Annotated in this window: 23 protein-coding genes; 14 read left to right on the top strand and 9 right to left on the bottom strand. The window is 38.2% G+C overall.

Translation table 11 applies throughout. The features are described from left to right. Nucleotides 1-31: 31 nt before the first annotated feature. The 5 genes from I597_RS00925 (at nt 32) to I597_RS00945 (ending at nt 3431) form a co-directional block, all read left to right on the top strand. A complete protein-coding gene (locus I597_RS00925) occupies nt 32-721 on the top strand; it encodes a hypothetical protein (protein WP_035325633.1) in 690 nt (229 codons plus the stop codon). Between the two features lie 59 nt (nt 722-780). Further along, nucleotides 781-1074, top strand: coding sequence for a winged helix-turn-helix domain-containing protein (locus I597_RS00930; RefSeq protein ID WP_081964982.1), 294 nt, complete (start codon nt 781-783; stop codon nt 1072-1074). A 91-nt stretch (nt 1075-1165) separates the two neighbouring features. Beyond that, complete coding sequence (locus I597_RS00935) at nt 1166-2578, top strand: DUF4153 domain-containing protein (RefSeq protein WP_035325636.1); 1413 nt, start codon at nt 1166-1168, stop codon at nt 2576-2578. 62 nt (nt 2579-2640) lie between these two features. After that, nucleotides 2641-3036: a hypothetical protein gene (locus tag I597_RS00940; protein WP_035325637.1), complete on the top strand. Its 396-nt coding sequence runs from the start codon at nt 2641-2643 to the stop codon at nt 3034-3036. Further along, the gene (locus tag I597_RS00945) at nt 3033-3431 is read left to right on the top strand and encodes a ribosomal maturation YjgA family protein (RefSeq protein ID WP_035325640.1); all 399 of its coding nucleotides are present in this window, start codon (nt 3033-3035) and stop codon (nt 3429-3431) included. The genes I597_RS00940 and I597_RS00945 overlap by 4 nt, the downstream gene beginning before the upstream one ends. On the opposite strand, the gene mnmC2 is transcribed toward I597_RS00945, so the two are convergent. Beyond that, nucleotides 3423-4106: a tRNA (5-methylaminomethyl-2-thiouridine)(34)-methyltransferase MnmC2 gene (gene mnmC2 / locus I597_RS00950; protein ID WP_035325642.1), complete on the bottom strand. Its 684-nt coding sequence runs from the start codon at nt 4104-4106 to the stop codon at nt 3423-3425. The genes I597_RS00945 and mnmC2 overlap by 9 nt on opposite strands. An 85-nt stretch (nt 4107-4191) precedes the next feature. Further along, a complete protein-coding gene (locus I597_RS00955; RefSeq protein WP_035325643.1) occupies nt 4192-4740 on the bottom strand; it encodes a DUF4920 domain-containing protein in 549 nt (182 codons plus the stop codon). An 81-nt stretch (nt 4741-4821) separates the two neighbouring features. On the opposite strand from I597_RS00955, the gene I597_RS00960 reads away from it, so the two are divergent. The 9 genes from I597_RS00960 (at nt 4822) to I597_RS01000 (ending at nt 12302) form a co-directional block, all read left to right on the top strand. Next, entirely contained in the window at nt 4822-5886 is a 1065-nt protein-coding gene (locus I597_RS00960; protein ID WP_021778091.1) for a branched-chain amino acid aminotransferase, read from the top strand. Nucleotides 5887-6021: 135 nt separating this feature from the next. Then, a complete protein-coding gene (locus tag I597_RS00965) occupies nt 6022-6807 on the top strand; it encodes a M48 family metalloprotease (protein ID WP_021778090.1) in 786 nt (261 codons plus the stop codon). Nucleotides 6808-6897: 90 nt separating this feature from the next. Continuing rightward, nucleotides 6898-8412, top strand: coding sequence for a 2,3-bisphosphoglycerate-independent phosphoglycerate mutase (gene gpmI, locus I597_RS00970; protein ID WP_035325645.1), 1515 nt, complete (start codon nt 6898-6900; stop codon nt 8410-8412). Between the two features lie 11 nt (nt 8413-8423). Continuing rightward, nucleotides 8424-9056, top strand: a complete 633-nt coding sequence (locus I597_RS00975) for a thioredoxin family protein (RefSeq protein ID WP_035325646.1) — start codon at nt 8424-8426, stop codon at nt 9054-9056. Beyond that, complete coding sequence (locus tag I597_RS00980; RefSeq protein ID WP_035325648.1) at nt 9046-9618, top strand: thioredoxin family protein; 573 nt, start codon at nt 9046-9048, stop codon at nt 9616-9618. Before I597_RS00975 ends, I597_RS00980 begins: the two co-directional genes overlap by 11 nt. Before the next feature lie 131 nt (nt 9619-9749). Further along, nucleotides 9750-10136, top strand: coding sequence for a DUF805 domain-containing protein (locus tag I597_RS00985; protein WP_035325649.1), 387 nt, complete (start codon nt 9750-9752; stop codon nt 10134-10136). A 109-nt stretch (nt 10137-10245) separates the two neighbouring features. After that, nucleotides 10246-10707 (top strand): BT0820 family HAD-type phosphatase, encoded by a 462-nt coding sequence (locus I597_RS00990; RefSeq protein ID WP_035328802.1) that lies wholly within the window; start codon nt 10246-10248, stop codon nt 10705-10707. A 5-nt stretch (nt 10708-10712) separates the two neighbouring features. After that, nucleotides 10713-11534, top strand: coding sequence for a type I methionyl aminopeptidase (map, locus tag I597_RS00995; RefSeq protein ID WP_035325651.1), 822 nt, complete (start codon nt 10713-10715; stop codon nt 11532-11534). A gap of 3 nt (nt 11535-11537) precedes the next feature. Next, nucleotides 11538-12302 (top strand): class I SAM-dependent methyltransferase, encoded by a 765-nt coding sequence (locus I597_RS01000; protein ID WP_035325652.1) that lies wholly within the window; start codon nt 11538-11540, stop codon nt 12300-12302. A gap of 3 nt (nt 12303-12305) precedes the next feature. Here I597_RS01000 and I597_RS01005 read toward each other — a convergent pair whose 3' ends face one another. The 7 genes from I597_RS01005 to I597_RS01035 form a co-directional block, all read right to left on the bottom strand. Continuing rightward, the gene (locus I597_RS01005; protein WP_035325654.1) at nt 12306-13304 is read right to left on the bottom strand and encodes an FAD:protein FMN transferase; all 999 of its coding nucleotides are present in this window, start codon (nt 13302-13304) and stop codon (nt 12306-12308) included. After that, entirely contained in the window at nt 13304-13666 is a 363-nt protein-coding gene (locus tag I597_RS01010; RefSeq protein ID WP_035328806.1) for a hypothetical protein, read from the bottom strand. Before I597_RS01010 ends, I597_RS01005 begins: the two co-directional genes overlap by 1 nt. A gap of 135 nt (nt 13667-13801) precedes the next feature. Continuing rightward, nucleotides 13802-15109, bottom strand: coding sequence for an NADH:ubiquinone reductase (Na(+)-transporting) subunit F (gene nqrF, locus I597_RS01015; protein ID WP_021778074.1), 1308 nt, complete (start codon nt 15107-15109; stop codon nt 13802-13804). Between the two features lie 2 nt (nt 15110-15111). Then, a complete protein-coding gene (gene nqrE, locus I597_RS01020) occupies nt 15112-15846 on the bottom strand; it encodes an NADH:ubiquinone reductase (Na(+)-transporting) subunit E (RefSeq protein WP_035325656.1) in 735 nt (244 codons plus the stop codon). A gap of 51 nt (nt 15847-15897) precedes the next feature. Next, nucleotides 15898-16545, bottom strand: coding sequence for an NADH:ubiquinone reductase (Na(+)-transporting) subunit D (locus tag I597_RS01025; RefSeq protein WP_021778072.1), 648 nt, complete (start codon nt 16543-16545; stop codon nt 15898-15900). Beyond that, nucleotides 16545-17291: a Na(+)-translocating NADH-quinone reductase subunit C gene (locus tag I597_RS01030; RefSeq protein WP_021778071.1), complete on the bottom strand. Its 747-nt coding sequence runs from the start codon at nt 17289-17291 to the stop codon at nt 16545-16547. Before I597_RS01030 ends, I597_RS01025 begins: the two co-directional genes overlap by 1 nt. A 2-nt stretch (nt 17292-17293) precedes the next feature. Beyond that, nucleotides 17294-18502, bottom strand: coding sequence for an NADH:ubiquinone reductase (Na(+)-transporting) subunit B (locus I597_RS01035; protein WP_035325658.1), 1209 nt, complete (start codon nt 18500-18502; stop codon nt 17294-17296).

Raw genomic sequence — 18502 nt, forward strand, 5'->3', positions numbered from 1 at the left:
AAATTAACTTTGAATTTCAAAGTACTTTAATATGGAGTCATCAAAATATTTAGAAGACATTGCCAGCATCAAAACGATGATGAGCAAATCGTCACGTTTTATGTCATTAAGTGGATTATCTGGTATACTTGCTGGTCTTTATGCTCTTGTAGGCGCTTTTATTGCTTATAGATTGCTAGCGTTTAATTCTGTTCCCGCATACATTCTTGAAAAAAGTAGAGATAAAGCAATAGTAAATCTTCAATATGGCTTAGAGAATCCCTTAAATATTTTTTCTTACGGATATTCCAGCACAATAGCTGGCCAACTAATTATAACTGGACTCATTGTCTTAATTATGGCTTTAGTAACAGGTGGGTTATTAACGTTGAAAAAAGCTAGAAAAAACAATGAAGCTATCTGGGACAGTTCATCAAAGCGACTCATTGCAAATTTTGCTATCCCTCTTTTTTCTGGAGGTGCTTTTTGCATCGCGCTTATACAATATGGAATTGTAGGTCTTATTGCTCCAGCCACCCTCATATTTTATGGCTTAGGCTTAATCAACGCAAGTAAATACACTTTGGGCGATATTAAATACTTAGGACTTGCAAACGTTATTATTGGTCTACTTGCTACTCAATTTATAGGTTACGGTTTGTATTTTTGGGCACTAGGCTTTGGTATATTTCATATTATCTACGGTACCATAATGTACCGTAAATATGATAAAGAAAGTTAATAGCTTTTAGATAACGTAAACGGCATACCACAATAAATAAAAGTTACAACACCATAATAATGTCCATCATAAACAATATAAACAAAGCTTTTGATCATCGCATCCGTCTTGGGATTATGAGCGTGCTTATGGTAAATGAAAAGGCAGATTTTAAAGAACTCAAAGAGCTTCTAGGTGCAACAGATGGAAACCTTGCAAGTCACGCAAAAGCTCTAGAAAAAGAAACTTACATTATAGTAAAAAAAGCATTTATAGGTCGTAAACCTAATACAAGTTATAGTGTTACAAGCAAAGGTAGAAATGCATTTAAAAAACATATTGAAGCTCTTGAAAAGTTGCTAGGAAACAAGTAACACTATTTTTTTATCATTTATACTTTGAAATACAAAGTACTTTAAGAAAGTAAAATTAAATATACCTAACATAATTTAAATACTTAACATTATGAAAAAATTTATAATAAGATGTCTAGGCGCCCTGCTTTTCAGTTTATTATTTTATGGGCAAAATCTCGGTGTCAATATGCTTTTGTTTTCTATAATTGTAGTATTGGCGGTAATCATTATACGTCCAGAAACAAAATCAAACAAATCATTCCTATTATCTGCAACTTTATACATAACAAGCTCGATTTTCGTATTTACGGTGAACAGCTTTCTTGCTATATCTAGCTGCATACTAGCCTTTATAGTCTTTGCGGGCAGTATCTCAGGACTAAAAAATGCTGTTTATATACAATGGCTTAATGGACTGTATCAATCCACCCTAGGCTTTTTGCATCAAAAAATCAACCCTAGTAAAAAAGTTCCAAATCTAGAAAGTAGTTATAATTACAAATTTATTTTTCTAACGACTACCATTGTTATCACTCTAGTTGTCATTTTTACATCACTCTATGGAAAAGCAAATCCTATACTAGGAGAGTGGGTAAACGCTATTAATCTTGATTTTATAAATTTTAACTGGATACTAATTACTTGGATGGGATATTATTTAATTACGAATCTCACCTCAAAAGCAGAACTCGATATAATTACTACCATAGATCGAGATGCTTCTACTTTTTTAATACCCAAAGCTATCTCTAAATTGAACGTCGGCAAGGTCCATCAAGAAAATATACTAGGTACAGTTCTATTGGGCGCTCTTAACACTCTCATAATAATTTTCATAACTACAGACGTTTGGTATGTTCTGAATGATCCACTTGCAAATGCCGTTACACTTTCCACCACTGTTCACGATGGCGTGTCTGCACTCATATCATCAATAGTTATAGCAATTACAACCATTTTAATTCTATTTCGTGGAGATCTTAATTTTTATAAAAAAAATAAAAATCTCAAACACCTAACATATTTATGGATTGCCCTTAATATTTTGATCATTCTATTAACAGCTTATAAGAACTATTTATATAGTAGTGGTTTTGGGCTTACTTACAAAAGAATAGGCGTGTTTATATATTTAGCATTGTGCATTTCTGGAATGATTACAACATCTTTTAAAATTTTCAACAAACAAAATCTCTTATTTATGCTTAAAGCAAACACAAGAGTAGCTTTCATCCTTCTTATTTTAATATCAAGTTTTAGTTGGGATCGTACTATTACTACTTATAATTTAAGTAAAGTTGAATCTCCAGATATCAATTACTTACTTTCAATAGGAAACAGCAATGGGGATTTACTATATGCTTTCGCGAAAGCACATCCAGAAAAAATTATGAACCGCTCCAGTATAAAAAACAATTATAAGCAATGGCAAACATCACTATCTAAAGAGACTTGGCAATCTGCCACACTTGTAGGTATATTAAACACAAACTCTCGTCTTTATAAAAATCAAACAAAATAAAAATAGACAGATACAATTATTTAGAAAATAGCTTTATAATATTATTAAGGAGAATCTAGAATATGAATCACATACAACCTTCCACACATCTCATTATCGCATTACTAATAACTATTTTACTCATAGTAGTTTTATGGTTTTATAAAAAGAAATTACTTGCCAGTCGTAAATGGTTATTTATAAATTCTATCCTTTTTTTATGCATTTATTTTATTGTGGTGGGTGCTGCTTTATATCAAGACATCTCCCTACAGCTAGCCTTGCAAAAATTTGATCTCAACCGCGACGGATTTTTCAATGGTAATGAGATTACCCCACAACAATCTGGAGCAATGCAAAAATATGTTTCTGACACTGGTAGAACATTTTCGGTAATCTCTGGATTACTATTTGCGGGAACTATCACTATTATGATATCTCTGGGGCGAGTTATTATAAACATCTTCAAGTCCAAATGAAGATCTCCATTAAGTACATCACTCTCTTTTTGGCCCTTTTTGCTATTGAAGTAATTATAGCAACATACATACACGACAATTTTATAAGACCCTACTTAGGAGATACGATTGTTATTGTATTAATCTACGCCTTTGTGATGGGGTTTTTCTATGTAGGTCACACCCTCTCAAGCAAGATTAAAGTTGCCTTTTATGTATTACTATTTGCATTTATAATAGAGGGATTGCAAGCCTCTTCTTTTATTTATAAGATAGGCCTAGGAGATCAAAAATGGGCACAAGTAATCTTGGGCACTTCTTTTTCTTGGTGGGATATTGTTGCATACATAGCGGGCTTTATCGCAATAGTATGTGCTGAATGGGTTATAAACAAAAAGAAACTAGCTTCACACTAACGGCTTGCTAGCTCTAAGCATCTCACGCTTGCCTGGAGGTCCAGGCAGTCGCTCTACTACAAAACCTGCAGCTTGCATTGACCTACGGGCAGCTCCTTGCGCACAATAGGTAGTAAGTACTCCTCTTGGTATTAAGGCTTCATACATTTTTGTAAAGATCTCCTCTGTCCATAAAGTGGGCTGCACTCTTGGGCCAAAGGCATCAAAATAAATAAGATCAAAAACCTCACTATCTGTAATATCTTCAAAACGCTGTGTGCGCTTAGTGAGTGTAAAGTGCTCACTTATATTTTCTGGTTTCTCCCAGGCAACGTCGTGCATCTCATTATAAACTTTTGTAGCATCCTCTTCGGCTAGCTGGCTAGCATACTCCATAGCTTGAGCTTCTTCTTGAGAAACGGGATAAGCCTCTGCTCCTACATAATTAAAAGACACATTGTGTTTATGCGCCTCAAAATAGGTAAGCAAGGCATTGAGACCTGTACCAAAACCCATCTCAAGTATAGCTATCTCTTTTTTTTCTGGATATGTAGTTACATAGTGAGTAAGCCCAGTTTTAAGAAAAACGTGTCTAGCCTCTTGTATCGCACCGTGCTTAGAATGATACTGCTCATCCCAGTCTGGTATGTGTATGGTCTTTGAGCCGTCTGCCGTGGTAATTATTTCTCTTTTCATTTTTCTTTTGAGGTTACTTCTTTGCGCAACATATAAAAAAGGGCAGGCTTACACCCACCCTTTTAAAACTATATCGAGTTACTTCTTACTCTGATTTAAGGAGCACACCATCTGCCATAAATCTTAATTCTCTCTGTGGCTCTGTTATGGCTGCTATCTCTTCTTCAGACTTGCCCCCGTCTTTTGCCATATGTCTCAACTCATCTACAGATACTTCTTCTAGATATGCCTTACCTTCTACAATCGCTTCTCCTCCATCTGTATCTGTAGGGACAAAAAATCCGTAATCTTTAAATTTTACAAATACCTGCTCCTCACCAGCTATATCCAGTCGCATCCAGCATCCTTTTGAAACACAAACAGCGTTTACTGGAGCCTGAAATTTTACAACCGCCGTATCACCTTCGGCAAGTGAAGCATATTTTTCGGCAATCTCACTTTTAGTTAATGTATTTTCTGGAGATATCGTTGCTCCATAGCTAGCATAATCGTTTTGAGCAATCGTTTGATTTGTAGCTAGTTCTTCATTTTTTTCTGATTCCGCTTTCGCGAAAGCGTCATTACTCCCCTCTTCTCCTTGTTTACAACTTAGTAATGTCAAGAAAATTAAGAATATCGTTGCACATAGTTTCATAATCATTTGGTTTTAAGTTGAACATCGTAAAATTATGCAAAAATCAATCACCGAGTATGACAAATCACTAAATTTGTTACTATGGAAACAACCTCTACTCTTAAGATTACAAAGCGAGACAACAGTAAAATTGCTGATGTTGATTTTAATAACCTTGCTTTTGGAAGCGTTTTTACAGACCATATGTTTTCTGTAGAATATGTAAATGGGCAATGGCAGCAACCAGAAATAGTACCTTACGGACCTATCTCTATGGATCCTAGTGCAAAAGTTTTTCACTACGGTCAAGCTGTTTTTGAAGGGATGAAAGCTTTTAAAGATGATCAAGGAGATATCTTCTTATTTCGTCCAGAAGATAACTGGGAGCGTATCAATACCTCATCTGCACGTCTAGCAATGCCAGAACTTCCTAAAGAAGTTTTTATGGAAGGTCTTATGGAGCTTCTTAAACTAGACGAAGCTTGGATAAAAGCTGGAGATGGTAATTCTTTATACATACGCCCTTTTCACATTGCAACACAACCGGGAGTATCTGCATCACCATCAGACAGGTATAAGTTTATGATTATTCTTGCGCCTGCTCAATCATATTACTCTGGTGAAGTAAGCGTAGTATTTGCCGAAAAGTATAGCCGTGCCGCGAGTGGTGGTGTAGGTTATGCAAAAGCTGCAGGCAACTATGCTGCACAATTTTACCCTACTAATCTTGCAAAAGAAGAAGGATACCAGCAGGTAATCTGGACAGATGCAAATACACACGAGTACCTAGAAGAAGCCGGTACGATGAATGTATTTTTCCGTGTGGGAGATAAACTTCTTACAGCACCTACTAATGATACTATCCTTAATGGTATCACACGTAAGAGTATCATACAACTGGCAGAAGCAGCAGGTATTACTGTAGAAGTAAGACCAGTAGCTGTAAAAGAGATTGTAGAAGCTGCACAAGCTGGTGAGCTTAAAGAAATTTTTGGCGTAGGTACTGCAGCAGTAGTAGTTCCTTTTAAGAGCTTTGCTTACAAGGGTGAAGATCACAAACTCAATGCACCAGAAAACAGTTATGGAGTACAGTTTAAAAAAGACTTAAACGACATACAATATAACCGCACAGAAGATAAATACGGATGGAGAGTTGCTGTAAAGTAGTACTTCACCATACATAAATAAAAACCGGAATAGCAACTGCTGTTCCGGTTTTTGAGTTTCTACAAGGCTATTATACTAAGAGACTAGAGACTTTTTATTACCTTGTAAGCATTAATAAAAACAACCATCTAGATTATGAGAAGAGGTAGCGGTCTTAAGATCAGGTTACTTATAGGAGTTGCCATTGTTGCATTTGCACTTTTTAAAAACTGTAGCAACAAGGAAGAAAATCCTTATACGGGTAAAACCCAAAGCATCACAATGTCTCCAGAAGAGGAGATTGCTATAGGCTTACAACACGCGCCTGCTATGGCAGAGCAGCACGGAGGCTTACATCAAGACCAGCAGTTACAAGCTTTTGTAGATCAAGTAGGTCACAAGCTCGTACAAGAAAGTATGGCTAGAGAGACACCTTATAACTATGATTTTCATTTATTACAAGATGAGCAAACGGTTAATGCATTTGCATTACCAGGTGGCCAGATTTTTATCACCTATGCCCTACTCTCAAAACTTGAAAATGAAGATCAGGTTGCTGGAGTACTAGGTCACGAGATAGGCCACGTACTAGGTAAACACAGTGCAGAGCGTGTAGCAAACTCAGAGATGTGGTCTACCATCTCTATGGGAGCAGAAGTAGGTGGAGGTATGGGAGGCGCAGCAGGTGCCATAGGTCAAAACATATTACTAGGTAATGGTCGTGATGACGAGCTAGAGAGTGATGATCTAGGCGTGCGTTTTATGATACGCGCTGGTTATGACCCGTACCAAATGATAGGCGTGATGAAAATACTCAAAGCTGCAAGTGGTGGTAGCCGCCAGCCAGAGTTTGCAAGCACACACCCAGATCCAGAAAATCGCATAGAACAAATCAAGGAGAGCATCCAGAAATATGGTTATACGGGACCAGCTACTATGTAATAATATACTCGCAACCGTTTTCGTTAAAACCCCTTTAAAACCTCGCACCCGCGAGGTTTTGTTTTTATCTTTACTACTCAACCTAAGACGATGAATAAAAAAACAATCCTAATGATACTAGATGGCTGGGGTATGGCTCCAGACAAGAAAGTATCTGCCGTAGACCAGGCACAAACGCCTTTTATAGATAGCCTTTACAATAAGTACCCGCACGCACAGCTACTCACCCACGGTGAGAATGTAGGCCTGCCAGAGGGCCAGATGGGTAATAGCGAAGTGGGTCATATGAATCTAGGTGCCGGGAGGATTGTTTATCAAGACTTTGCTAAGATCAATAAAGCACTTAAAGAAGATACGCTCAAAGATGAGCAAGCGCTTAAGGATGCTTTCGCTTTCGCGAAAGAAAACAACAAGTCTGTTCACTTTCTCGGTCTCGTTTCTGATGGAGGTGTACACTCACACATTGAGCATCTTAAAGGACTTATTCTCGCTGCCGAAAATGCAGGAGTGCCGCAATCTTTCATTCACGCTTTTTCTGATGGTAGAGATGTAGATCCAAAATCTGGAAAAAAGATGATAGGTGATATTTCTGCTTTCGCGAAAGCGCATAACGCACAACTAGCATCTGTCATAGGTCGCTACTACGCAATGGACAGAGATAAACGATGGGAACGCGTTGCACTTGCATATAATCTTATTACCAAAGGAGCGGGAACACCTACTAAAGATATAGAACAAGCTATACAAGCCAGCTATGACGCAGGTAAAACAGATGAGTTTATAGATCCGCTTTTTGTGACTCAAGATGGGGAGACTATCTCTACCGTGCAAGAAGGTGACGTAGTGATTTTCTTTAATTTTAGAACAGATCGTGGTCGCGAACTAACAGAGATGTTATCTCAAAAAGATTTTGCAGAGCAAGACACAAAAAAGCTTGACCTGTATTACGTTACAATGACGAACTATGATGATACTTTTAAAGGCATAAAAGTTATTTACGACAAAGACAATCTCGTAAATACCCTTGGCGAAGTTTTAGAAAGTGCAGGCAAGAAACAGATACGCATCGCAGAGACAGAAAAATATCCTCACGTAACCTTCTTCTTTTCTGGAGGGCGCGAAGAACCATTTATTGGAGAGTCTAGATTGCTAGCTCCCTCGCCAAAGGTTGCCACTTACGACTTGCAGCCAGAAATGAGTGCTTTTGAGATACGTGATAAAATTGTTCCAGAAATAAACAAAGGAGAGGTAGACTTTGTCTGTCTTAACTTTGCAAATCCAGATATGGTAGGTCATACGGGTGTGATGGAAGCTGCAATAAAAGCCTGCGAAACAGTAGACAGCTGTACAAAAGATATTGTAACCGCTGCCGAAGAAAATGATTATACTGTAATCATCATAGCAGACCACGGTAATGCAGAGGTGATGATCAACCCAGATGGATCGCCTAATACGGCACACACGACAAATCCAGTACCGGTGATACTAGTCGATAAAGACATCAAGAAAATCAACAATGGTATTCTATCTGATGTGGCTCCTACAGTTTTAAAATTGCTAGGCGTACCACAACCAGATGTGATGGATTGTGTACCTTTAATCTAAAATTTATGAAAATGAAAAATATCTTTTATACAGGGTTGCTAGCTATAGTTCTTGTAAGCTGTAATACTTCAAAAACAGCTACAGAGACCCAGGCAACGGCACCAAAAGAAGAAAAAACTACAGTCATTGCAAAAGGTAATAGAATTGAAAAACCTACCTCCCCAACAAAACCTGCCTTACCTGCAAGGCCTGCACCTAAAGTAAAGACAATGCTCGTGGGTAAGGAAGATCGCACAGCACTAGAGCAACCACCATTTGGAAGCTGGTACAACACAAACTATGCACGTTATAAAACTGATGATGCACTTATACCAGAAATTACAGAAAAGATAGAAGGAGTTACCATTACTACATTTATGGGGACTTGGTGTGGAGACAGTAAACGTGAGACACCACGTATGTTTAAAATATTAGATAATGTAGCTTTCAGTAAAAAAGACCTTACACTTATTACTGTAGATCGCACAAAGAAAAAACCTACTGAATTTACAGCAGGAAATAACATTATACGCGTTCCTACTTTTATATTTAAAAAAGATGGAAAGGAAATAGGCCGTATCGTTGAGCGTCCTGTAGAAAGCTTAGAAGCAGATATGCTTAAAATTTTAAAAGGAGAATCTTACAAACACGCATATGAAAATTAAAATAATTGCTCTTGCCGCTCTTACCGTACTATTAACAGCTTGTAATGAGCACAAAACAGTAGAGCAAGTTACCGAAGATCTAGAAGAAAAAGTAGCTACAGAAGCACCTCTAGAGGAAGAAGCGCCTATACTCATAGGTGAGTTTAAAAGAGATACCCTCGAGTCTCGTGCTTATAATAAATGGTTTATACAGAGTTATAAAGATCACACACTAGATACAGAGAGTCTTCCTGCTTTAAAAAAGGGACTTACAGATGTGCGTGTCACCGTATTTATGGGAACCTGGTGTGAAGATAGCCAGCGTGAGGTACCTGCCTTTTTTAAAATGCTTGATGAAATAGATTACGATAGTGACCTTATTCATATAGTAACCGTTTCTGAAGATAAAACAGAACCTGCAGAGCTAGTAAGTCATAAGGAAATAACAAATGTTCCTACTTTTATATTTACTAAAGATGGTAAGGAACTAGGCCGTGTGGTTGAGTATCCGTTAGAAAGTCTAGAGAAGGATATGGTAAAAATACTCTCAGGTCAAGAATATAAACACGCTTATGCGGAGTAATATGAACAAACTTTAGATTATCAAAACCCTTCGTAAATTATGAAGGGTTTTATTTTTTAGTACTTGTAAAAAGCTAGACAATATTCATTAGTTTAGCCACACTAACATTAATCAAAAAACACAATTAATTTATGGAATGGTATTTAAAGGTAGTACGAGACAACTATGCAAATTTTGAAGGTAGAGCACGTCGTCAAGAGTACTGGATGTTTTATTTATTTAATATGATATTTACTTTCTTATTGTATATCCCACTAATAGCTGGAGCAGCGATGGAGAGCGATGCTCTTATGATGGCAGGCGGCATATTACTTATGCTTTATATACTTGCGATAATAATTCCCTCTATAGCTGTATCGGTGCGAAGACTGCACGACCAAGATAAGAGCGGCTCTTGGTACTTTATTACCTTTATACCTTTTATAGGAGGTATCTGGCTCTTAATACTTATGGTTACAGAAGGAACACACGGACCTAACCAGTATGGACCAGACCCTAAAGGGGATCTTATTCAGTAAAGAACAATAACTACTTTAAAAAGGGCTTCTATAAAACTTATAGAAGCCCTTTCTTATTATATAAACGTAACCGTAGTTCTTTTTGTAATTTTGCATAAAATTTTAAGTGATTAAAGAAACACAAACCATAGCGGTAGACTTTGATGGTACCATTGTAGAAAATGCGTACCCTAAAATTGGCAAGCCATTATTATTTGCTTTTGATACACTTAAAAAATTACAGCAAGAAGGGAATTTATTGATCCTATGGACTTACAGATCTCAAGATAAACTAGAAGAAGCTGTAGCCTTTTGTAAAGAAAATGGACTTACCTTTTATGCAGTAAATAAAAGTTATCCAGAAGAAGTAATGAGCCCAAAAATAAGCCGTAAGATAAATGCAGATATCTTTATAGACGATAGGGATGTAAGAGGAATGTTAGGCTGGGGAGAAATCTATCAGAAACTGGGCAAAGGGCAAGAACAAACCCAAAGCCTTAAGGCAACGCAGAAAAAAAAGAAAACACCAAAAAAGAAAAAATCTAAAGGTGGCTTTATGGCACGTATAGAAGAGCTTTTTAAAGAAGATTAATAGCAATGGCAATCATACAAAAAACCAGAGAAGAAATAGAATTGATGCGTGAGAGCGCCCTTGTAGTATCACGCACACTAGGGATGCTAGCTGGTGAAGTAAAGCCAGGTGTTACCACGCTCTACCTTGACAAACTAGCCGAGGATTACATAAGATCTCAAGACGCCATACCCGGCTTTTTAGGGCTTTATGATTTCCCAAACACGCTATGTATGAGTCCTAATGAACAGGTTGTACACGGTATCCCAAACGATAAACCACTTGTAGAAGGTGACATTATCTCTATAGATTGTGGTGCTATAAAAAACGGATTTTACGGTGATCACGCCTATACGTTTGAGGTAGGTGAAGTAAGCCCAGAAGTAAAAAAACTACTTGAGGTAACTAAGCAGTCTCTTTATGTGGGTATAGAACAACTCAAAGTAGGTAACCGCGTAGGTGATGTAGGATATGCTATTCAAAAATTTACCGAAGACCACGGTTATGGAGTTGTACGTGAGCTTGTAGGTCACGGTCTAGGTACCACAATGCACGAAGACCCAGAAATGCCTAACTACGGTAAGCGTGGTCGTGGCAAAAAGTTTGTAGAAGGTATGGTAGTTGCCATAGAACCTATGACTAATATGGGAACTAGAAACATCAAACAGCATAACGACGGCTGGACTATAACCACACGTGATAATCAACCTAGTGCACACTTTGAGCACGATGTTGCCATTGTAGATGGTAAACCTGAACTACTATCTACATTTGCATACATTTACAAAGCATTAGGTATAGAGAGTGATGAGGAAACTCCTTTTCGCCAGCAAGCGCTAGTATTATAAGCTTTGAAGAAAATTTTTAAATTTTTCTTAAACGCAATCCCTCGACCTTTATTAATCAGGTTGAGTTATGTGGTGCGGCCACTACTGGCACTCACTCTTAAGGGTAATCGCTATGAAGACCCTATAGACGGTAAAACCTTTAAAAAATTCTTGCCTTATGGATATGGCACTCCTAGAGAAAATGTGCTCTCTCCATCTACCCTTTCGTTAGAGCGTCACAGACTTTTATGGCTTTGGTTACAGCGTGAGACAGATTTTTTTAAAGCAAAAAGAAAAGTACTTCACTTTGCACCAGAGCAAGCTTTTTATAAACGCTTTCGCGAAAGCGCACATCTCAATTACACCACTACAGACCTTAACTCTCCACTGGCAGATGTGAAGGCAGACATTTGCAATTTACCATTTACCGAAAATAGTTTTGACCTTATTTTTTGCAATCACGTACTTGAGCACATCCCTGATGACACAAAGGCAATGCAAGAATTGTATAGAGTGTTGAGACCTGGCGGGATGGCGATATTACAAATCCCTCAAGACCTAAACAGAGCTACTACTTTTGAAGATAACACCATCACAGACCGTGATGAGCGCGCAAAAATCTTTGGGCAATACGACCACGTGCGTGTTTATGGTCGCGATTATTTTAACAAGCTACGTTCAATAGGCTTTAAGGTAGATGAGGTAGACTATACAAAGGTACTAACCCCAGATGAAGTAGACCGTTATCGTCTTGCACCTGGTGAGATACTACCAGTTTGCTACAAGTAAACGTTACTTCTGTATATATTGATTAAAACCAGGAGTCATAAACACACCACCATCATACACAAGGTAAGCTTCTATGTTTTGACCTTTTAAGGCCTCTTTTGAGCGCTCTAGCCCCATTGCCATACAAGAAGTTGCCCAAGCATCTGCCGTGGCACAATCATTTGCTATAATGGTTGCACTGAGCACGTCACTGCGCTCTGCAGAACCCGTAAGCGGGTTTATGGTATGTACGTATTGTTTACCCGTAGCTTCGTCAACGCGATTCTTTCGGTAATTGCCTGAGCCGGCCATTGCTTTATCAGTGAGGTTTACAAGCACTGTGGCAGTTCTGTCTGTTACTTTAGAATCTAGATTTTCTATACCCACCGTCCAGCGTTGTGCTTTATTAAGATTTGTTCCTGAGGCTACAATTTCTCCACCTATATCTATGAGATAGTTCTTGAATCCTTTTGAAGCCATATAAGCCGCTACCCTATCTACTCCATACCCTTTTGCAACGGCATTAAAGTCAAAATAAATAGCTGATGCGGTCTTGCTTATCGTTCCATCTTCTTGTAATTGTACCTTACTCCAACCTACATACTGCATTAGTGAGTCTAATGTCGGGGCATCTAATGTTTCTAGTCCTTCTGTATCGCCAAAACCATATGCGTTGCGCAATGTACCTACTGTAGGGTCAAAGTAGCCTGAGGTGGCTTTATTTAGCTTTCGCGAAAGCGTAAATACATCCCTAAACATAGCATCTACAACAACGGTAGTATCGCCTCTATTTATTTTTGAAATATCACTTTGCGGAATGTACGTGCTTAGTGACTGGTTTACCGCTGCCACCACAGAGTCTGTACCTTTTTTTATTTGGGGAGCCTCTGCTACCTCACCAAAATATTTTACCCCATAACTAGTGCCGAAAGCGTTGCCTGCTATTGTAATCTCGTCTGGGGTTTGTGGCTGTTTACAAGCTAGAAAACCTACAGCAATAAGAAGTGATAAAAGTATGCGCATTATTGTATTTCTTGTAGTCCGTTATAAATTTCTCTGTAAGCCGAATCTTTTTCGACTGGCTTTTGATAATTGTCCCCGTGACCTAGCCCTACCCCAGCGTAAAATGTACGTGCTTCAAACTTGAGTGCGTGATCACGCATTTTTATCATAAAGGCTTCATCATACACATTTGCATCTTCTGGAAATGTACGTGCTCTTACGATTACAAAATGTAATTTTTTATCCTTGAGAGCCACAAACTGCGGGTCCTTTTTAAGCTTAGAATTTACTGCCATAAACTCAAAGCCTTGACTCTTTAAATCTTCTCCTACGATGTTCATCGCAAGGTTGTGAAGTTCTTGTTCTGTAAGAAGTTCTGCCATATTACAAAGATAATATTCACAGTTAACTGTACCTAACTGCATCCTAGTTTTGAAAGTAACAATATATCTAAAAACACAAAACCCGATACAGTAATGTATCGGGTTTTTAGGTTTTCGCGAAAGCGAAATTATATACTATCCTCCAAAGTCATCAAAACGGATGTTCTCATCTGGAATTCCATAATCTTCTCCCATTTTCTGAACAGCGTTGTTCATAAGTGGAGGACCACAGAAATAAAGTTCGATATCTTCTGGTGACTCGTGCTTGCTTAAGTACTGGTCTATTACTACCTGGTGAATGAAACCTACAAAACCGTCTCCTTCTCCATCTGTAGAGTCTTTTACTTTCCAGTTATCTTCTTCCATAGGCTCAGAAAGCGCTAGATAGAATTTAAAGTTAGGAAATTCTCTCTCTAACTCACGGAAGTGCTCTAAGTAGAATAACTCACGCTTAGAACGTCCTCCATACCAGTAAGTAACCGTACGTCCAGTCTTAAGGGTTTTGAAAAGGTGATACAGATGTGAACGCATAGGTGCCATTCCTGCTCCTCCTCCTACGTAAAGCATTTCTGCTTCAGATTCGTTTATGAAGAATTCTCCATAAGGCCCAGAGATTACTACTTTATCACCTGGCTTTTGTGCAAATATGTATGATGAAGCAACCCCAGGGTTTACATCCATCCATTGGTTTTTAGCGCGGTCCCACGGCGGCGTAGCAATACGCACGTTAAGCATAATCTCACGTCCCTCTGCTGGGAAAGAAGCCATAGAGTATGCACGCTCTACAGTTTCATTATTTTTCATTGTAAGTGGCCATAGACCAAACTTATCCCACTCTGCTTGAAACTTATCTGGTGTTTCGTGCTCTTCTGGGTGAGCAGTAATATCTATATCCTTATAGTTAATTGTACACTCAGGGATTTCAATCTGGATATATCCTCCAGCTTTATACCCCATATCTTCTGGTATCTCAACTACAAATTCTTTAATGAATGATGCTACGTTATAGTTACGTACAACGGTTGCCTCCCATTTTTTAATTCCAAAAACTTCTTCCGGAATCGTGATATTCATATTTTGCTTCACCTTTACTTGACAAGCAAGACGTGCTCCGTGAGCAAGCTCCTTACGAGAGAAGTGTGGTGTTTCTGTAGGTAATGCTTCTCCACCTCCTTCAAGAACGTGACACTCACATTGTATACAAGTACCTCCACCTCCACAAGCAGATGGTAAAAATATTTTATTGTTTCCAAGAGTTGATAAGAGCGTACCTCCAGAGGCAACTTCAACTTCTTTTTCACCATTAATAGTAATTGTTACAGGTCCTGATGGAGATAACTTTTGCTTAGTAAAAAGCAATAAGCCCACAAGGATTAACGTAAGCACTAAAAAGGCAGCGATTGTGGCGATAACAACGCCAGACATTGATGCAGCTAGTAACATAATTAGTTTTCTTTTTCGTTAGCAATTTCAACCTCGATCATAGCTACGGGTTGCATATTTTCTTCTTGTAACTCTATTTGAGCAGCTTCGGTAGCTGGTGCGGCTTCTTCTTCGTCACCACCAGTAAGCATTCCTCCAAAACTCATAAAACCTATTGCCATAAGACCTGTAATGATAAAAGTAATACCAAGACCTCTTAATGGAGCAGGAACATTTGAGTAACGTATTTTCTCACGTATCGCTGCAATTGCAAGAATTGCAAGGAACCACCCTATACCTGAAGATATACCGTAGTTAAAGGCAAGACCTAACGTTTGGATATCTCTAGATTGCATAAATAATGACCCTCCTAAGATGGCACAGTTTACTGCAATAAGTGGTAAGAAAATACCAAGTGAGTTATATAATGACGGAGAGAACTTCTCTACTACAATCTCTACCAGTTGTACCATTGTTGCAATAGTCGCAATAAATAGTATGAATGATAAGAAACTTAAATCATAATCTGCATACTCTGGTCCTAACCACGCTAGTGCGCCATCACGAAGAATATACTGGTCAAGTAGCCAGTTTATAGGCACTGTTACTGCTAGTACAAATATGACAGCAGCACCAAGACCAACAGCGGTTGACACTTTTTTAGACACGGCTAGGTAAGAACACATTCCTAAGAAGGTGGCAAATACCATATTGTCTATGAAAATCGATTTGAAAAATAATTCAATATGCTCTAACATATCTTTGATTTTATAGGTTTACGCTTTCGCGAAAGCGTGATAATTCATTTTCTAGTTCTCTTCTACGAGTGCAGGGTTCTTACTACGCTGTACCCAGATAATGAGTCCAACTACGATAAGTGCCATAGGTGATAATAACATAAAACCATTATTCTCATAGCCTATGCTGTACAATCCTGTTTTTTCTATAGGATCTCCTAGTACTTTAATACCTAGAAGCGTTCCTGAACCTAATAGCTCTCTAAAGAAACCTACTATGATTAAGATTACACCATAACCAAGTGCGTTACCTATCCCGTCTAAAAATGATCTGTATGGACCGTTACCTAAAGCAAAAGCCTCAAAACGTCCCATAATGATACAGTTTGTAATGATAAGACCTACAAAAACCGAAAGTTCTTTACTAAGCTCATAAGCAAATGCTTTGAGCGTCTGGTCTACTACGATTACAAGTGTTGCCACAACGATAAGTTGTACAATAATTCTAATTTTTGATGGTATGATGTTACGCATAAGCGATATCACTACGTTACCAATACCTAGTACAAATAGTACAGATACTGCCATTACGATAGACGCTTTAAGCTGAGCAGTAATTGCTAGTGCCGAACAGATACCTAATACTTGAATAGTAATTGGGTTATCATCTGCTAGTGGATCAAGAATGAGTCGTTGATCTTTTTTTGATAGTATCGCCATTATGCTTTGGTTTTAAAATCTTTAATAACTGGAACGTAGCTCTTAAGTGTGCTTTTAATCATAGCACTCACACCGTCACCAGTGATGGTTGCACCTGCTAGAGCATCTACTTTATTATCATCCTTACGTTCATTTTTTGGGTCATTGTTACCTTTTGCAACTGTGATACCTGAGTACTGAGTGTCTGACATAATCTGCTCACCAGTAAAGTCGTCCATAAAGTAACGCTCTTTAATGTTAGCACCTAGACCAGGAGTCTCTCCTTTGTGATCAAAAAATACACCTTGTACCACTAGATCTTTATCTAGCGCTACATATCCCCAGATAGCATCCCAAAGTCCTTTACCGTACATAGGCACGACAAAAAATTGTTTACCATCACGCTCTCCTACAAAAAGAGGCATCTTGCGCTCGTTTTTAGGCAGCTTGCTTTGCTTCTTCATATCTACAGTAAATGCCTCATCACTTTGAGTCACTTTACCATTCTGGATAATGTAAGCTTCTTTGATGTATTTATCGTACTCTGCTTCTACCTTATCAGTAGGGATGAAGTTAACACCTCCATCACCTTCTACATTCTCATTTACGCCCATTGCATAAAGAATGTTCTGCTGCTTTTCAAAGCGCTCATTTTCTTTAATAGCAGGCTTAAGACCTTGTGCTAGTCCTGCTAGAACTCCTCCTACTACGACTACCATAATAGTCGCAAAGAGAATTGTATATCCGTTTCCGTCTGTCTTTGCCATCGTTATGCTGTTTTAAGTTTAAGACGCTTCATTCTCTTCTTCACATTCCCTTGTACCACGTAGTGATCAATTGTAGGAGCAAATACGTTCATTAATAATATCGCGAGGAATACTCCTTCTGGGTATGCCGGGTTAAATACACGTATTATAATAGATATAAAACCTATTAAGAAACCGTAAATGTATTTCCCTTTATTAGTTTGTGATGCAGTTACCGGGTCTGTTGCCATATATACTGCTCCAAATAAAATACTACCTATGATAAGGTGTTGCCAGAAAGGGACACTCATTAAGCCATAAAACTTACTAGTATCATCTATCCATCCTGCATCTACAACTCCATTAAAGATAAGTCCCATTGCTAGTGCTCCTACTATAGTAGAAAGTATGATTCTCCAGCTACCTATCTTTGTAAAGATTAAGAATAAGGCTCCTACAATAATGAGTATTTTAGAAGTCTCTCCTACAGATCCAGGAATAAATCCTAAGAACATATCTGTGTAGTCATAATTAATCGTTGCTGCATTTTGAGCATAACTACCTAAGATAGTTTCTCCAGATATTGCATCTGGTGTTCCTGCTCTCTCTACTGCTTCGTGTACCCACACCTTATCTCCAGACATCCACGTTGGGTATGCAAAGAATAAGAAAGCACGTATAGTAAGCGCTGGGTTTAGGATATTCATCCCTGTACCTCCAAAAACTTCTTTACCTATTACTACACCAAAAACAACTGCTACTGCAAGCATCCATAATGGAATGTCTATAGGTACAATAAGTGGCACAAGCATTCCAGTTACTAAGTAACCTTCCTCTACCTCGTGTCCTTTTATAACAGCAAAAATAAATTCTACAAGTAATCCTACACCGTAAGAAACAATTACTAACGGAAGTACTGTCCAAGCTCCTATAGAGAAGTTGTCTAGATTCCAGAAGTTAGTACTAAAGAATCCTTGAGCTGCTTCAATCTCTCCTGTTGCAAGATAATGCTGATAACCAGCATTAAATATTCCAAACAGTAAACAAGGAATCAATGCTATGATTACCGTGTTCATTGTACGTTTTAAATCATCTACCGCTCTAATGTGACCACCACTGTGTGTAGTCTCGTTTGGAGCGTATAAAAAAGTGTGAAGCGCGTTGAAAGCCGGAGCCATCTTCTTCCCTTCATACTTCATTTTAAGCTTATGTAAACTTTCTTTCATTCCCAT

The sequence above is a fragment of the Dokdonia donghaensis DSW-1 genome (genome assembly GCF_001653755.1).
Lineage (GTDB): Bacteria > Bacteroidota > Bacteroidia > Flavobacteriales > Flavobacteriaceae > Dokdonia > Dokdonia donghaensis.

Bases quoted from the DNA above. Each gene is read 5' to 3' on its own strand.
- I597_RS00925 (WP_035325633.1), top strand. From the start codon at position 32: ATGGAGTCATCAAAATATTTAGAAGACATTGCCAGCATCAAAACGATG.
- I597_RS00930 (WP_081964982.1), top strand. From the start codon at position 781: ATGTCCATCATAAACAATATAAACAAAGCTTTTGATCATCGCATCCGT.
- I597_RS00935 (WP_035325636.1), top strand. From the start codon at position 1,166: ATGAAAAAATTTATAATAAGATGTCTAGGCGCCCTGCTTTTCAGTTTA.
- I597_RS00940 (WP_035325637.1), top strand. From the start codon at position 2,641: ATGAATCACATACAACCTTCCACACATCTCATTATCGCATTACTAATA.
- I597_RS00945 (WP_035325640.1), top strand. From the start codon at position 3,033: ATGAAGATCTCCATTAAGTACATCACTCTCTTTTTGGCCCTTTTTGCT.
- mnmC2 (WP_035325642.1), bottom strand. From the start codon at position 4,106: ATGAAAAGAGAAATAATTACCACGGCAGACGGCTCAAAGACCATACAC.
- I597_RS00955 (WP_035325643.1), bottom strand. From the start codon at position 4,740: ATGAAACTATGTGCAACGATATTCTTAATTTTCTTGACATTACTAAGT.
- I597_RS00960 (WP_021778091.1), top strand. From the start codon at position 4,822: ATGGAAACAACCTCTACTCTTAAGATTACAAAGCGAGACAACAGTAAA.
- I597_RS00965 (WP_021778090.1), top strand. From the start codon at position 6,022: ATGAGAAGAGGTAGCGGTCTTAAGATCAGGTTACTTATAGGAGTTGCC.
- gpmI (WP_035325645.1), top strand. From the start codon at position 6,898: ATGAATAAAAAAACAATCCTAATGATACTAGATGGCTGGGGTATGGCT.
- I597_RS00975 (WP_035325646.1), top strand. From the start codon at position 8,424: ATGAAAAATATCTTTTATACAGGGTTGCTAGCTATAGTTCTTGTAAGC.
- I597_RS00980 (WP_035325648.1), top strand. From the start codon at position 9,046: ATGAAAATTAAAATAATTGCTCTTGCCGCTCTTACCGTACTATTAACA.
- I597_RS00985 (WP_035325649.1), top strand. From the start codon at position 9,750: ATGGAATGGTATTTAAAGGTAGTACGAGACAACTATGCAAATTTTGAA.
- map (WP_035325651.1), top strand. From the start codon at position 10,713: ATGGCAATCATACAAAAAACCAGAGAAGAAATAGAATTGATGCGTGAG.
- I597_RS01005 (WP_035325654.1), bottom strand. From the start codon at position 13,304: ATGCGCATACTTTTATCACTTCTTATTGCTGTAGGTTTTCTAGCTTGT.
- I597_RS01010 (WP_035328806.1), bottom strand. From the start codon at position 13,666: ATGGCAGAACTTCTTACAGAACAAGAACTTCACAACCTTGCGATGAAC.
- nqrF (WP_021778074.1), bottom strand. From the start codon at position 15,109: ATGTTACTAGCTGCATCAATGTCTGGCGTTGTTATCGCCACAATCGCT.
- nqrE (WP_035325656.1), bottom strand. From the start codon at position 15,846: ATGTTAGAGCATATTGAATTATTTTTCAAATCGATTTTCATAGACAAT.
- I597_RS01025 (WP_021778072.1), bottom strand. From the start codon at position 16,545: ATGGCGATACTATCAAAAAAAGATCAACGACTCATTCTTGATCCACTA.
- I597_RS01030 (WP_021778071.1), bottom strand. From the start codon at position 17,291: ATGGCAAAGACAGACGGAAACGGATATACAATTCTCTTTGCGACTATT.
- I597_RS01035 (WP_035325658.1), bottom strand. From the start codon at position 18,502: ATGGGAATGAAAGAAAGTTTACATAAGCTTAAAATGAAGTATGAAGGG.